Origin of the sequence: Actinosynnema sp. ALI-1.44, from assembly GCF_001984155.1 — a bacterium.
Lineage (GTDB): Bacteria > Actinomycetota > Actinomycetes > Mycobacteriales > Pseudonocardiaceae > Kibdelosporangium.
Genome location: NZ_MTQO01000054.1, coordinates 26,518 through 41,172, shown reverse-complemented (window position 1 = coordinate 41,172; position 14,655 = coordinate 26,518). Strand labels below are relative to the sequence as shown.

General features: G+C 69.3%; 12 protein-coding genes. 2 read left to right on the top strand and 10 right to left on the bottom strand.

Going from position 1 to position 14,655, the window contains the following annotated elements:
• Positions 1-21: 21 nt before the first annotated feature.
• The gene (locus ALI144C_RS47110) at positions 22-774 is read left to right on the top strand and encodes an SDR family oxidoreductase (protein WP_076993833.1); all 753 of its coding nucleotides are present in this window, start codon (positions 22-24) and stop codon (positions 772-774) included.
• The gene (locus tag ALI144C_RS47105) at positions 771-1,544 is read left to right on the top strand and encodes an SDR family oxidoreductase (protein ID WP_076993832.1); all 774 of its coding nucleotides are present in this window, start codon (positions 771-773) and stop codon (positions 1,542-1,544) included. The genes ALI144C_RS47110 and ALI144C_RS47105 overlap by 4 nt, the downstream gene beginning before the upstream one ends.
• 60 nt (positions 1,545-1,604) lie before the next feature.
• On the opposite strand, the gene ALI144C_RS47100 is transcribed toward ALI144C_RS47105, so the two are convergent.
• The 10 genes from ALI144C_RS47100 to ALI144C_RS47055 all read right to left on the bottom strand — a co-directional run bounded on the left by ALI144C_RS47100 (position 1,605) and on the right by ALI144C_RS47055 (position 14,643).
• A complete protein-coding gene (locus ALI144C_RS47100; protein ID WP_076993831.1) occupies positions 1,605-2,714 on the bottom strand; it encodes a sensor histidine kinase in 1,110 nt (369 codons plus the stop codon).
• On the bottom strand, positions 2,711-3,364 hold the full coding sequence (locus ALI144C_RS47095; RefSeq protein WP_076993830.1) for a response regulator: 654 nt from the start codon (positions 3,362-3,364) through the stop codon (positions 2,711-2,713). The genes ALI144C_RS47100 and ALI144C_RS47095 overlap by 4 nt, the downstream gene beginning before the upstream one ends.
• 16 nt (positions 3,365-3,380) lie before the next feature.
• Entirely contained in the window at positions 3,381-5,822 is a 2,442-nt protein-coding gene (locus tag ALI144C_RS47090; RefSeq protein ID WP_083754020.1) for a DUF2156 domain-containing protein, read from the bottom strand.
• Positions 5,819-7,129, bottom strand: coding sequence for an alpha/beta hydrolase (locus ALI144C_RS47085; RefSeq protein WP_083754019.1), 1,311 nt, complete (start codon positions 7,127-7,129; stop codon positions 5,819-5,821). Before ALI144C_RS47085 ends, ALI144C_RS47090 begins: the two co-directional genes overlap by 4 nt.
• Positions 7,130-7,302: 173 nt before the next feature.
• Positions 7,303-9,426: an NAD-dependent DNA ligase LigA gene (gene ligA / locus ALI144C_RS47080; RefSeq protein WP_076993829.1), complete on the bottom strand. Its 2,124-nt coding sequence runs from the start codon at positions 9,424-9,426 to the stop codon at positions 7,303-7,305.
• Positions 9,413-10,072 (bottom strand): hypothetical protein, encoded by a 660-nt coding sequence (locus ALI144C_RS47075; RefSeq protein WP_076993828.1) that lies wholly within the window; start codon positions 10,070-10,072, stop codon positions 9,413-9,415. The genes ligA and ALI144C_RS47075 overlap by 14 nt, the downstream gene beginning before the upstream one ends.
• Positions 10,073-10,097: 25 nt before the next feature.
• Entirely contained in the window at positions 10,098-10,619 is a 522-nt protein-coding gene (locus ALI144C_RS47070; RefSeq protein WP_143231313.1) for a GNAT family N-acetyltransferase, read from the bottom strand.
• Between the two features lie 71 nt (positions 10,620-10,690).
• Positions 10,691-11,602 (bottom strand): LysR family transcriptional regulator, encoded by a 912-nt coding sequence (locus ALI144C_RS47065; protein ID WP_076993827.1) that lies wholly within the window; start codon positions 11,600-11,602, stop codon positions 10,691-10,693.
• A gap of 202 nt (positions 11,603-11,804) precedes the next feature.
• Entirely contained in the window at positions 11,805-12,113 is a 309-nt protein-coding gene (locus tag ALI144C_RS47060) for a hypothetical protein (protein ID WP_143231311.1), read from the bottom strand.
• 73 nt (positions 12,114-12,186) lie between these two features.
• Positions 12,187-14,643, bottom strand: coding sequence for a sugar-binding protein (locus tag ALI144C_RS47055; RefSeq protein ID WP_076993825.1), 2,457 nt, complete (start codon positions 14,641-14,643; stop codon positions 12,187-12,189).
• Positions 14,644-14,655 lie beyond the last annotated feature (12 nt).

The window sequence follows — 14,655 nt, the reverse complement described above, 5'->3', positions numbered from 1 at the left end:
TGCTTAGGAAAGGACGCCGAAGTGACGTCGTTGAAGGACAGGGTGGCGATCGTCACCGGCGCCAGCCGTGGCATCGGCCTCGGCATCGCGAAGGAACTGACCGAGCGCGGCGCGAAGGTCTGCATCACCGCGCGCAAGCCCGAGGCGCTCGAAGAGGCCGCCACGTCGCTCGGCGGACCGGACAACGCGATCTTCGTCCCGGGCAAGGCCGACGACACCGACCACCAGGACGAGGCGATCGCCCGCACGCTGGAGGCGTTCGGCCGGGTCGACATGCTGGTCAACAACACCGGCATCAACCCGGTGTTCGGCCCGACCGTGGACATCGACATGGGCGCGGCCGCCAAGATCCTCGCCGTGAACGTGCTCGCGCCGCTGTCGTGGACGCGCAAAGCGCGCGACGCGTGGATGGGTGAGCACGGCGGGTCGATCGTGAACGTGTCCTCCATCGCCGGGCTGCGCGCCTCGCCCGGCATCGGCCTGTACGGCGTCAGCAAGGCGGCGCTGATCAGGCTGACCATGGAACTCGCCGTCGACCTGGGCCCGGACATCAGGGTGAACGCGGTCGCGCCCGCGATCGTGAAGACGAAGTTCGCCGGTGCGCTGATCCAGGACAACGAGGAGGCCATCGCGCAGGCCTACCCGCTCAAGCGGCTCGGCGTGCCCGCCGACATCGCCAACGCGGTCGTGTTCCTGTTGTCGGCGGAGGCGAGCTGGATCACCGGGCAGACGATCGTGCTCGACGGCGGCGTCTCGCTGGGTGGTGGGCTGTGACCTTCGCGCTGGACGGCGCGGGCGTCGTCATCACCGGCGCGGGCCGGGGCATCGGCGCCGCGCTGGCCCGCCGGTTCGCCCGTGAGGGCGCACGGCTGGTGCTGGCCGATGTGGACAGTTCGGTCGATGCGGTGGCGTCCGAGCTCGGCGCGACCGCGGTCGTCGGTGACGCCGCCGGTGAGGAAGGCGTCGACGAGCTCATCGCGCGGGCCCGTGCGGCCCTCGGCGAGGTCGACATGTACTGCGCGAACGCGGGCGTCGCGCCGATGGGCGGCCCGGACGCGCCGGAAGAGGACTGGGCCCGCACCTGGGACGTGAACGTGATGTCGCACGTGCGGGCGTCACGGGCACTGCTGCCCGCCTGGCTGGCACGCGGCCGCGGCCACTTCCTGGCGACGGTGTCCGCCGCCGGGCTGCTGACCACCCTCGGCTCGGCGTCCTACTCGGTCACCAAACACGCCGCGCTCGCGTACGCCGAATGGCTGCTCGCCACGTACAAGCATCGCGGCATCGGCGTGCAAGCCCTGTGCCCGCAGGGTGTTCGCACGCAGATGCTGGAGGCGACCGGGCCGGCCGGGAAGTTCCTGATGGGCGACAGCGCGATCTCCGCCGAACAGGTCGCCGACGACGTGGTCGCCGCCTTGGGCGGCGACTCGTTCCTGATCCTGCCGCACCCCGAGGTCGCCGACTACTACGCGGCCCGCGCGACCCAGAACGACCGCTGGATCGCCGGGATGAACAAGATCCAGCGCAAGCTCGACGCGCTGTGAGGGGACCCTTTGGGGCGTCCGATGCCGGTGAGGGGGCCTTCACGGCGGCTGGTGTGGACGTCATTCCTCGGTGGCCGACAAGGACAGCCGCACGCGGAACCCGCCCCCGTCCGTCGGCCCCGTCTCCACCACGCCACCGAGCAGTTCCGCGCGTTCACGCAGGCCCATCAGACCGTGCCGGGCGCTGGGCAGCGGCACAGTCGGCCGGGTCGGACGGGTGTTGGTGATCGTGACGATCAGATCGGCGCCGACATGCTCGATCCGCACGACAGCCGTGGCACCAGGGGCGTGCTTGCGCACGTTGGTCAGCGCTTCCTGCACTGTGCGGTAGATCGTGCGCTGGGAGTGCGCGCCGAGCCCGGTCGGTACACCGCCTTCCATCCGGACCTCGATGCCGCTGCTCGCAATCAGCCGCTCCAGATCGGCGAGCGTCGGCTGGGGCGTGAGCTCGGTCTCCAGGCTGCCGGACGCACGCAACAGGTTCACCATGTGGCGCAGTTCGTCGAGCGTGTCGATGCTGAGTTTGCGGATCGTCTGCGCCGCGTCCTTCGTACCCGGATCAGGCGTGCTGACCTGCAACGCCCCCGCCCGTACGGCGATCAGGCTGACCTGGTGGGACACCACGTCGTGCATCTCCCGCGCCAGCTGGGCGCGTTCCTTCGCCAGCACGTTCTGCTCGATCAGCTCCCGCTCGTGCTCCCGCGCTTCGTCGATTTCCCGCAGCCGCAACGAAAGATCGTGGCGGGTGCGCACCAACTCGCCGAGGAACGCGGGCGCGGCCGCCGTCATGGTGGCGTAGACGATGTTGAGCAGGAACGCTTTGCCCGGAATGTCCGAGAAGTCGAACGGCGGCCACGGACTGGCATAGCCGACGGCGACCAGCAGCGCACACATCACCAGCGCACGCCGGTTGTGCCTGAGCCTGGCGACCGTGTACAGCCCGATCAACGTGGCCACCGCGGCCTCGGAGATGAACATCGCGGGCACCGTCACCGCGAAGGACACGTACGGCCAACGCCGTCGCACGACCAACGCGAACGCCGCGATCAGGGCTGCGGTGATCGACACGTAGTCGACGTCCTCGTCCGTGAAGATCCCGGTGCTCAGCCAGACATCCCCGAGAGCCACGCCCACGAACAAGGCGTCGGTCGCACGGTCCCGAACGGTCACAACTCAGTGTCCCGCAACAGCCCGGCGCGCTGCGCGAGCAACGCCGCCTGCACCCGGCTGCCCACTCTGAGCTTGGTGAGAATGGCGCTGACGTGGTCCTTGACCGTGCCGACGCTCAAGTGCACCCGGGTACCGATGTCCGCGTTGGACAGTCCTTCCGCGATGAGCACCAGTACGTCGCGTTCCCGATCGGTCAGCTGCGCGACCCGGCCTGCCGCGGCCGAACCCGCGCCCGTGTCCAGGTAGCCGTCCACCACCGCCTTGGTGACCTTCGGTGACAACACGACTCCGCCGCTGGCCAGCGTGCGGACCACCTGGGCGAGTTGCTCCGGGTCGGTGTCCTTGAGCAGGAACCCCGACGCGCCCGACCGCAACGCCGCCGCGATGTACTCGTCGGCGTCGAACGTCGTCAACATGGCCACGACGGGCGGATCCGGCAGCTCACGCAGCTGCCGCAGGATGGTCAGCCCGTCGACGTCCGGCATCCGGATGTCCAGCAGCACGACGTCCGGCTTGTGCGAGCCGATCTCCCGCACCGCGTCGGCGCCCGTCGTCGTGGCCACCACGTCGATGTCGCCCGCCGCGCGCAGGATGAGCTCGAAGCCCGACCGGATCAGCGCCTCGTCGTCGACCACCACTACCCGAATCACGATGCTCCTCCTCTGCTCACCGAGGGTAGCGGCGAATGATCAGTTTCCCGGCCAGCCGCCCGGCCTGGCGGAGGGTGATCCTCGGCAAGTACGCCTTGGTGATCGCGTTGCCGATGCTCGGCAACGCCGACGCGTCCGGGTAGCTCATGAACAACGGCCGGTACTGCGGCTGGAACTTCGCCTTGAACGCCAGCAGCGAGCGGAACCCGTACACCGGCTCAAGCAACCGGCCGACGACGTCGAGCAGCCGCTGCAGGAGAGGCACCTTCTCGCCGCGGTCGCGTCGCCGGGCCAGCGGCGCACCGGACAGGCTGATGTACTCCACCCCCTCGTCACGGCAGCGGATCGCCATCGACGCGATCAGGAACTCCATCACCCCGGTGAACGCCGAATTGCTGCGGCGCATGAAGTCCAACGTCCACGCGACGATCTCGCCGTCCTGGCGGACCGGCAACCAGCTGGTCACCCCGTGCACCTTGCGGTCCTCGTCGACGGCGACGAGACACCGGACCTCGTCGTCGGCGAGTTCCTCGAGCGTGCCGAGCGTGAACCCCATCTCCGGCAGGCCCTTGTCGGCCAGCCAGGCGTCGGACAACGCCGCGATCTGCTCGGTCATCCACGGCGGCGCGTCCCGGTAGCTCGTCCACTGCGCGGTGACGCCGAAGTTGCCCGCCTTGTTCATCGCCGTGCGCACGTCCTGCCACTTCTTGCCGCGGAACTCCAGCCCCGGCAGGGGAACGACGGTTTCCTCGGCGACCTGCACGGAGCTCCACGACGACAGCTCGGTCCGCAACGACTCGCCAACGCTGTAGAAACACGGCGTCCAGCCGTTCGTGGCACAGAACTGGGTGAACTGCTGGACGGCCGCGCTCTTCGACTCGGCTTCGCCGACCGGTTCGCCGGTCGTCAACGCCACAGCGGAGATCACGCGGTAGGCGATCACCGCCTTGCCGTCCGGCGTGAACCAGTAGTCGTTGCCACGCCAGGTGATCATGTGTGACATGGAGGACCCGCCGTACTCGGCGAGCAGTTCACGGGCTCGCGACCGGTCCGCGGCACGCCGTTCGACGATCGCCTTCCGGAACGTGACCAGCCCGCCGATGATGACCACGGCCCAGAACACCACGCCGATCCAGTGGTGCAGGTGCATCGACCACCACCCGGTCGGCACGACGGCGAAGTCCACCAGGCCGAGGTACCCCGGCGGTGCGAACCGGGTCGGCAGGTCGGCCAGGATCGCGTGCAGACCCGGCTGCGACTCGAACTGGTCACGCAGCAGCCACGCGCCGCCGACGTAGATCACGCAACAGGCGACGACCGTGCCGAGCGTGATCACCGCGAACTTCATGTACGTCCCCGGTGGCGCGGAAACCCGGAACTTCTTCCTTGTCGCCAGCAGCAGGACCACGATCACCAGCGGTTGGGCCAATGGCACGAGCAGCTGGATCCAGTCCTGAGTGGTCGTCGGCAGCGCGTCCGCCGGATACGACATCAGCAGCAGCACGCCGAGCCAGGTGAGCGCGATGTTCAACCCGGCCGTCACCCACCATGCGAACTTGCGGCCGCGGCGCAGCCCTTCGGCCAGCACGAGCAGCAGCAGCACCGGGACGATCGAGAGGATCGCCGAGCCGACCCCGCTCATCCGCAGCAGGGCACGCAGGTTCTGGCAGTCCTGCACGGCCGACGGATCGCCGCAGACGTACTCGAGGTCGATCGCGTCCGGCTGGTCGCCGACGAACAAGGACTGGAGCACCGACAGCGGACCGTTCGCCGTCTGCGTCACTGTCGCGACGAGCGGACCCACCGCCGAGGCCGCCACGACCAGCGCGACGAGCAGGCGGGTCTCCACGCTGGACGGCTGACCGCCCGTGTGCCACTTCCTGCCCGCCACGACCGCCCCGGCGAGAAGACCGGGCAGCACCGCGAACAACCGGGCCAGGTCGACCATCGAGCCGATGTACAGCGCACACATGACCAAGGCGAGGCTCAGCACGACCCGCAACCTGCGCCGCCAGGTCGGTGTCAGCTGGAAACTCAGTGCGAACCCCACACCGATCGCGCCGACAGCGGGATCGACTTCGACCGCCAGGCCGGTCGGCCACCAGTCCCCGGTCCGCATGCTGAGCGCGATCATACCCGCCGCCAGCGACGTGCCCAGGATGTGCGTGACGACGAAGATCACCGCCGTCCTGATCGTGCCGATCCGCATCTCCGCCAGCCCGCACAGCCACGCGATCAGCAGCGTGGCCCAGACGTAGCCGCTCAGGCCGCCGGAGAAGAACATCGAGGACACCGGACTCCACCAGTGGCCGATGCTGAACTGGTCCGGACCGAAGCCGACCCGGTCGATCAGTTCGTCCGACGGCCCGGTGGACAGGCTCTTGGTGAGGATCGCGACCGTCCACACGACGACCACGAGCACGACGGTGAACGGAGCACGGCGCAGCAGAACCTTCACCGCGTCAATCCCATCCGGCTGGTCAGCCAGTCCAGCGACTTGACGAACCCGGCAGCCCACGAGTGCCAGTTGTGCGGGCCTGGCACCTCGAACCACTCGGCGGCGAGGCCGTTGCGCAGAGCCGCGTCGTACACGACCTTCTGCTGCGGGAGGTAGGCGTCCACCGAGCCGACCGTGAACGCGCCCGCCGAGTCCGGGTACTTCCGGGTGGCCAGCAGGTCCAACGGGTTGATCGCACGGAACGCGGCCTCGTCGCCGTCGAAGATCTCCTTGACGGTCTTCTCACGGGTGCCGAGCGACGGCTCCTGCTGACCGGAGATGTCCACAAAGGTCGGGTAGACCTGGGGCTGGCGCAGCGCGAGCTGCAACGCGCACGTGCCGCCGTAGGAGAACCCGGCGACCGCCCAGTGCCGGGCGTCCGGGTCGACCTGGAGGTTCTGCCGGATCCAGTCCGGCACGTCCCTGGTCAGGTACGTCTCGTTGGCACCGAGCTTCGAGTCGACGCACAGCGGGTTGTTGAGGGCACTGCCCGTGGCGTCCGGCATCACGACGATCGGGGCGAGGCCGTTGTGCGCCGCCGCGTACCTGTCCATCGTCGCGGCGATCTGGCCACCGTTGATCCAGTCGGTCGGCCCGCCCGGCTGGCCCGGCAGCGCGACCAGCACCGGCAGCAGCGGGCGAGCGTCCGTCAGGTACGCGGGCGGCAGGTACAGGTAGGCCTGGCGGGTCGTCGGGAACTTGGAGATCGGGCTGGGGATGGTCGCCTGGGTGACCTTGCCCTGCTTCGGCATGTTCGGCGGTGGCTTCCAACTGTCGATCAGCGGCCGTCCCGGCTCCGAGGGGAACGGCGTCTCAGTCGGCGGCGTCAAATCGGTGAACGGGATCTCGTTGGCGGGCGGCATGCCCAGCGCACCGCGCAGACTCGGGTACTGCCCGTAGTAGGCGTTGATGTTCAGCATCGACGCGACGACGGCCAGAACCGCCACCACCACCGCAGCGACCCGCCGGCGCCACGAGGTTTTCCACAGCGACACGACACCGAGGCCGACACCGGCCACCGCACAGCCCGTCCACCCGACCACCCGCAACGGCAGCGCATCCGGGAACGGCTGCCACACGCCCTCGACCAGCCACCAGGCCAGCAACGTCACGGCCACGCTGACCGCGACCAGGATGGGGATCGTCCGGGTCCACCACCGGCGATCACGCCTGACCAGCAACGCGCAGCAGGCCAGCACGGCGACCACAGTGGCCACGATCGGCGCCTTGCCGTTCACCAGGTCCCAGTCCAGCACGGTGTCCAACACGGTCCCTCACCCTGTCCCCGACTCGTCACCTTCATGATCGAAGGTGGGTATTCGGTGAGGTAGACGCCTGTTACGGAAAAAGGATGGCTTCGGGCAGCAAGGACCATCCGGTCGGGTGGCGCAACCAGCCGACCGGCGGGGGTGGCCCGGCCACCCGGGGGTGTACCGCGCTCCTACTCGGCCACTTCGTCCGGACTGCCGACCGTGGCGACCTCGGTGGCCGCCTCCGGGCCCTGGTCGAGCAGGACGCGGAAGCCGTCCTCGTCGAGCACCGGGACCTTCAACTGGACGGCCTTGTCGTACTTGGAGCCGGGCGAGTCCCCGACCACGACGAACGACGTCTTCTTCGACACCGACCCGACGGCCTTGCCGCCGCGGGCGATGATGGCTTCCTTGGCCTCGTCGCGGGACAGGGTCGGCAGGGTTCCGGTGACCACGATGGACAGGCCAAGCAGGTTGCGCGGGATGGACTCGTCCCGCTCGTCCGCCATGTTCACGCCGGCCGCGCGCCAGCGCTCGACGACCTCGCGGTGCCAGTCGACCGCCCACCAGTCCCGCAGCGCGGTCACGATCGTCGGACCGACGCCCTCGGCAGCCGCCAGCTCCTCCTCGTCCGCGTCGAAGATCCGCTCGAGCGAGCCGAACTCCACCGCCAGCGCCCGCGCCGCCGTGGGGCCGACGTGCCGGATGGACAGCGCGACCAGGACACGCCACAGTGGACGCTCCTTGGCCTCGCGCAGGTTCTGCGCCAGCTTGGCGCCGTTGGCGGACAGCTCGCCCGAGATCGTCCGGAACAGCTCGACCTGCTTGAGGTCGTCCTCGTCCAGGTCGAAAAGGTCGGCCTCGACGTCGTACACGTCGGAGTTGACCAGCGCCGACGCACTCTCGTAGCCGAGCACCTCGATGTCCAGCGCGTTGCGGCTGCCGATGTAGTACAGCCGCTCACGCAACTGCCCCGGGCAGTACTGCGCGTTGGGGCAGCGGATGTCGACATCCGCCTCCTTCTCGGGACGCAGCAACGTGCCGCACTCCGGGCACGACACCGGCATCACGAACTCGCGCTCCTCGCCCGTGCGCGCGTCGACGACCGGGCCGAGCACCTCGGGGATCACGTCACCGGCCTTGCGCAGCACGATCCGGTCGCCGATCAGGACGCCCTTGCGCTTGACCTCGCTGGCGTTGTGCAGCGTCGCGCGGGCGACCGTGGAACCCGCCACCGACACCGGTTCGGTCACCGCGTACGGCGTGACCCGGCCGGTCCGGCCGACGTTGACACGGATGTCGAGCAGCTTGGTGGTGACCTCCTCCGGCGGGTACTTGAACGCGATCGCCCAGCGCGGGGCGCGTGACGTGGTGCCGAGGCGGCGCTGCAACGGCACCTCGTCGACCTTGACCACGATGCCGTCGATCTCGTGCTCGGCGTCGTGCCGGTGGTCCTCCCAGTACTTGATGAAGTCGTTGACTTCCTTGTGCGTCGCCAGGACCTTGGTGTGCGTCGACACCGGCAGGCCCCACGCCCGCAACGCCTCGTACGAATGCGACTGGCGGTCCGGCTCGAAGCCCTCGCGCTGCCCGAGGCCGTGGCAGATCAGGCGGAGCTTGCGGCTCGCGGTGATGCTCGGGTCCTTCTGCCGCAACGAACCGGACGCCGTGTTGCGCGGGTTGGCGTAGACCTGCTTGCCCGCCTCGGCCTGCCTGGCGTTGAGCTCGAGGAAGTCCTCCACGCGGAAGAAGACCTCGCCGCGGACCTCGACCAGCTTCGGCACCGGGTACTCGTCGGTGCCGGTGAGCACCTCGGGCACGCCGTCGAGCGTGCGCACGTTCAACGTGAGGTCCTCGCCCGTGCGGCCGTCGCCCCTGCTCAGGCCCCTGGTCAGGCGGCCGTTCTGGTAGAGCAGGTTGATCGCGAGGCCGTCGATCTTCAGCTCGCACAGGTAGTGCGCGGTCTCGCCGACCTCCTTGACGACCCGGTCGAACCACGCGGTCATCTCGTCCGCGTCGAACGCGTTGTCGAGGCTGAGCATGCGTTCGAGGTGGTCGACCGTGGTGAACTCGGTGGAGAACGTGCCGCCGACCTGCTGCGTCGGCGAATCGGGAGTGGCCAGCGCGGGGTGCTGCTCCTCGAGGGCCTGCAGCTCGCCGAGCAGCTCGTCGAACTCGCCGTCCGTAATCGTCGGCGAATCCAGCACGTAGTAGCGGAACTGGTGGCCGCGCACCTCCTCGGCGAGTTCCGCGTGCCGCGCGCGGGCGCCCGCCGGGACGTCTTCGAGACCTTGTGGTTCGTCAGTGCTGGTCACGGTCGGCAGAGTAGTCCAGCCCCCTGACAATCTCGCGGAGCTCGAGCAGCCCGATCGAGCCCTGTGGTTCGGCTTCGGCGGTCTCCACCCGGCGGAGGCGTTCGGCGGCCAGCCGCTCACCGAGAGTGGCGTCCAGCGGCAGGTAGGTCAGCGCCTCCCGCGCGGCTGGATCGAGCTCGGTGAACATCGGGTGGTGCACGGCGACGTCGACGACGCCCTCGGCCTCGTCGACCTGGACGGCGATCCGGACATCGGCGAGCGGAACGCGGTGGAAGCCGAGGTTGACCGTGACCTCGGTCGGGTCGGGGACGGGCGGGACGGAGTCGTGGAACTCCCAGATGGCGTCGTCCGGCGGGGCGGCGGCCTTCCACGCGTCGGTGAACGGCCGCAGCTTCGGATCCTCCTGGCCGGAGACGACCAGTGCGTAGATGGAGCGCTGCCCCCGTTCGAGCGAGAAATGCAGCTCGGGGTGCACGACGGCGACGAGTTCGCACAGGTCGTTCTCGACCCGGTGCGGCTCCGCGTCGCCCAGCGCGGCGCTCACGGTGGGCAGGAGGTCGGCCCACCCGCGCCAGAACTCGGCCGCGACCTCGGCGGGATCACGCTGAGGCGCGGGCTCGGGACGGTGTCGCCTGAACCACTTCACCCGTCCCAACCTAGTGCCAGCGCGCTCAGCCAGTGGGACTTTCGAGGTAGTAGTGCTTGATGACCGCGCTACCGTCCGGCCGTGTCCACGGTGCGGTCTCGCTGACCACACGACGCCAGCCCGTGCGCTCATAGAACGCCATCGCGGCCGGGGCATGGCCGACAGTGTCCAAGGCAAGACGTAGCCCACGTCGCGCTGCCTCCTCACCAAGGGCGTCCATCAGCGCGGCGGCCACTCCCTGGCGGCGCACGGCGGGCACGACGAGCAACCTCGCGACGCTCGCGAGTGCAGCAGGCTCGACACCGGCCGCTTCGATGACCGCGGGCACAGTGCTCGCCCCGTGGCCGTGCTGCAGGGCCACATGCCCGACGATCGCGCCGTCGGACTCGGCGACCCAGCTGGCGAGCAGACCGTCCGGGGTCAGCCAGCGGATCGGGTTGTCCGGCCAGTTCGTGGGGTACTGGTCCGTGGAGTGGACCTCTGCCATCGCGGAAACACACGCGTCGAGATCACTGTCGACACGGGGGCGGATGATCAACTCGGGCATGCCGGGGATTCTGGCACCGGGCAGCCCACGCGTTCCACACGAAATCCGGCAGCCGCGGCCGCTCGCCGTGGTCAGCCGTCGCGGTCGAACCCGGAGGCGCGCAGGGCGACCGCGAGCAACTCGGCGGCAGACCCGAGCAGGCGGCGACCACCGGGCCACACAGCCCTGAGCTGGCGGCGCAGGTCCAGACCTTCGACACTGACCTCGATCAGCCGTCCTTCGGACAGGTCGGCGTCGACGGCGAGAACACTGAGCACGGCGGGCCCGGCGCCGTCGACGACAGCGCTGCGCACGGCAGTCGTCGACCCGAGTTCGGCGACCGGGATGAGATCGCCGACCTTGGCCCTGCGCAGTGCGCGTTCCAGGGTTTCCCTCGTACCGGAACCCCGTTCCCGCACGACAAGCGGAGTCCCGGCGAGTTCGGCGGCGGTCAGGGCCTTCCGCCGCCGCGCCCACGCGTGGTTGGGCGGGACGACGACAGCGAGCCGGTCGGTGGCGACCCGGCGCGCGGACAACTCGGCGGGAACAGTCGGCGACTCGACGAACCCGAGATCGACCTCCCCGCCCCGGACAAGATCGCAAACCAGGCTGGAGTTCGTCACGACAAGCCCGACGTAGAGATCGGTCCGGGCACGCCGCAACTCCCCGATCCACCCCGGCGCGAGGTGCTCGGCAACAGTGAGGCTGGCCGCGACCCGCAATTCGGCGGCCCGCCGAGACCGCAACGCCTCAGCACCGGTGACCAGCACGTTCAACTCGTCGAGCACCCGCCTTGCCCAATCCGTGACGACACGGCCGTCGGGCGTCAACGCGGAACCCCGGCGCGTCCGGTCGACGAGCGCCAGCCCCAGCTTGCGCTCAAGACTCGCCAGCCGCTTGCTGGCAGACGGCTGCGCGATCCCCAGTTTGGCCGCTGCCCTGCCGATACTGCCCAGTTCGCCGACCAGGACAAGCAGACGCAACGACTCCAGGTCAGGAGTCATAGCCGAAGGGTATGACCTTCGGTGGGTGTCGGCGACTGCGGTCCATGGCCGGGCACCTCAAAGCAGGAGGGGTGGGCCTGAAACCCAGACGCGCCCCAACCCACCGGGACGCAAGCAACCGAGCATGCGCCGAGCCGTCCCACCAAGAGCCGACAGCAAGCAGACACACAGCCAGTAGCCGAGCCGACCGGCCTGTGCCTGATCAGGGCGCTGTCTTGCCTTCGATGTACTCCTCTGGGCTGAGGATCGGGTAGCCGATCGTCTCGTGGAGGTGGCGGCGGGTCCATGCTCGGGAGTGGCGGCTTGTGGTGTGCCATCGGCGTGGGGTTCGGCGACGGTGGCAGCGGGGTTCCTCGATTAGGACCCGGTAGTAGGGACAGTCGCAATCGCACTGGCAGTGTTCGCGCTGCAAACGGCAGAACTCGGTCTTCCAGCTGTCGATGTCGAGGTCGTGCTCGCCGGACACGCACTTGCCGCAGTAGTGCATGCGTTGGCCGGGTAAAGCCGTCATCGAGCACCCTTCTGGAACGTAGGGGACCGAAGCTCCTACGGTGACCCAAGAGGACACCGTAGGAGTACCGCCCTTAGCGTGATTCAGCCGCTGCCGTTGCTCCCTTTGGTGTGATGAACCCCAACAGAAGTTGGCCTTGCGGCAGTTTCGTCAGTCCTGGAGCGACTGGGAGGACTTTTCGTTGCCCGTTGGCATACACGTACGCGGTCCCCTTCTCCGTCGCCAGCAGGTATCCGTGGATGACGCGGATCGGTCGTGTCGCCGGGGCCGCGCCTGGGGCGAGGCCGAGGCGTACGGATTGGGCAATGGACTGCGGCGAGTCCACTGAGAGCAGTGCTTCCAGCGGCAGGACCGGTGCGGGCGGATCGATCGGACGGCCCGGCGGCGGGGTGTACCCGTCCAGCTTGGCCCGCCCCCATCGGTACGGGTCGCCCTGCACTCCGCCCCAAGTGGACCAGCCGATCCGCGTCTGGCCGCTCTTGTCCTGCGTGTCCGAGTCGTACACCAGGACGTTCACCCCCGCGGACGCCGGATCCACCGCGCCGGGAACCTCCGCGAGCGGAACCGCGAACTCCACGACATATCCCGTGCCCGTGAGCTTGGACGCCACCTTGACGCCGGGCGCACTGCCCTGTTTGTTGTCCGCGTCCCGCAACGCGCACGGCGGGCCTTCCGCGGTCACGGGCAGGACCGCGAGTTTGTACGTGGTCGAGGTGTTCTCCGAACGTCCGCGCGGGTCGATCGTCAGCTCGACCGAGTCGGTGCGCCAGTGCCGTTTGCAGTCCGCCGTGGCCAGTTTGGTACCGAGGACGTCGTCGGTCACCGTGACCAGCCCGTACACCGTGTCGTCCCGCCAGGACAGCCGGGCGGTCGCCGAACAGTCCGCGGCGGACGTGCACTCGTCACCTTCCCACCGGGACGAGATGTCGATTTCCGGCCCTGGGTACTCCCCTGCCCCAGCGATCCCGTCCACCACAGGGGAAACACCGGCCTGGGAAATCGTGGTCGCCGGGACGAGTTCGAGCGCCGGGCGCGCCGAACCACCCGGGACGTTGATGGTGTACCGGTAGTCGCCGCCACGCATCCCGGTCGGCAGGGCGGCGTCCGTGTTGCGGACCGTGAACCTGGCGACCGTGCTCGCTCCCGGGGCGACACTGGGGAAGCGCTGCTCGGGACTTGCCTCGAAACCGGCGGGCATCGTCAACGAGACGGCACCGTCCCGGGCGACAGCTCCGTTGTTCCGGATCGTCACCTCGATTTCTCGGCTGCCACCGGACGGCAACGTCAGCACCGGCGCGACCAGACCGGCCAACTCGGGATGCCCGACCTGGCGTGCCCATTGCTGGTACTGCGCGACCTGCGGCAGGGGTTGCTGCGCGGCGCTGAGCACCGGAACGACCTCGACCAGTGCCTCCGTGAAGCCCGACTTTCCGCCGCCGGCCACCCGTACGCCGATGCTTGCCTTGCCTGGCTGGGCGTTGGCGGGCACCGTGACGGTCTCGCCGTCGACAGTCCAGCCGGGCGGCGGAATCACCGTGGTCCGGCCGCGAACCGACGACGTCACGTCGATCTTCACCGACGAACCCGCTGTCACCTCGTAACGCGACGGCTTGGCGGACAGCTTCGTGCCCAGCGGCAGTTCGCCGGGCACGATCGCGCCCTCGAGCATGCCGCGCGCGCCGCGCGAGTCCGGGCGGTACGGCACCCGGCTGGCCACCTGGGTGAAGTAGTCGCAGCCGATCTGCGCGGGATCCGTTGGCACGTCGCCGAACCCGGCCCAGCCCTGACTGGCGTACTCACGCTGCGCGGCCCGCTCGATCTGAGCCCACGTCTTGCCGTCGTGCGCCGGCTCGCCGGCCCACGCACCCCAGACGCGGTCCGTCGGCTCGTCCTGGGTGAAGTCGCGCACGCACCCGGGGCCCTTGGTCGACTTGCCGTCGAACCCACCGGTGAACAGCCGCGACACCGCCCACGGCCGCAGGCCCTGACCGGGGAACGCCTTCGGATCCGCGGCCCGCTCGTACGCCTCGACCGCGAGCCGTGCGGCGTACTGGTGGTTGCCGTGGTTGCCCGGCGACGGGGCCGGGTCCATGGTGATCACGACCTTGGGCTTGGTCTGCCGGATCACGCGGACGACCTTGCCGAGCGTGTCCTCGTGCCCCCACGCCTGCTCGGTCAGCGGCGACGAGACCGTGTAGTAGAAGTCCGCCTTGTCGAGGTTGTACACGTCCGTGATCCCGGCCTTGCCGACCGCGCGCCGCTCCTCGGCCTCCCGGATCCGGCCGAGTTCCGGCCCTTCCTCGGGGCCGACGGCGTTCCCGCCGCCTTCGCCCCTGGTCACCGTGACGACACCGGAGCGCACCTTGAACTGGCCGAGCGTGGCCAGTGAGAACGCTTCGTCGTCCGGGTGGGCGCCGATGAACAGCACGTCCAACTCGGCACGACCTCGTCCGCTGTCCGCCCCGGCGGCGTGTACGGGAACCGCCGTACCAGCGAGGAGTACAACGGGTAGCAAAGCACCCCAGCGCACGTTTCCTCCCAG

Excerpts from the sequence above, each read along its gene's own strand:
- ALI144C_RS47070 (WP_143231313.1), bottom strand. The coding sequence starts at position 10,619 with ATGCCCGAGTTGATCATCCGCCCCCGTGTCGACAGTGATCTCGACGCG.
- ALI144C_RS47065 (WP_076993827.1), bottom strand. The coding sequence starts at position 11,602 with ATGACTCCTGACCTGGAGTCGTTGCGTCTGCTTGTCCTGGTCGGCGAA.
- ALI144C_RS47060 (WP_143231311.1), bottom strand. The coding sequence starts at position 12,113 with ATGACGGCTTTACCCGGCCAACGCATGCACTACTGCGGCAAGTGCGTG.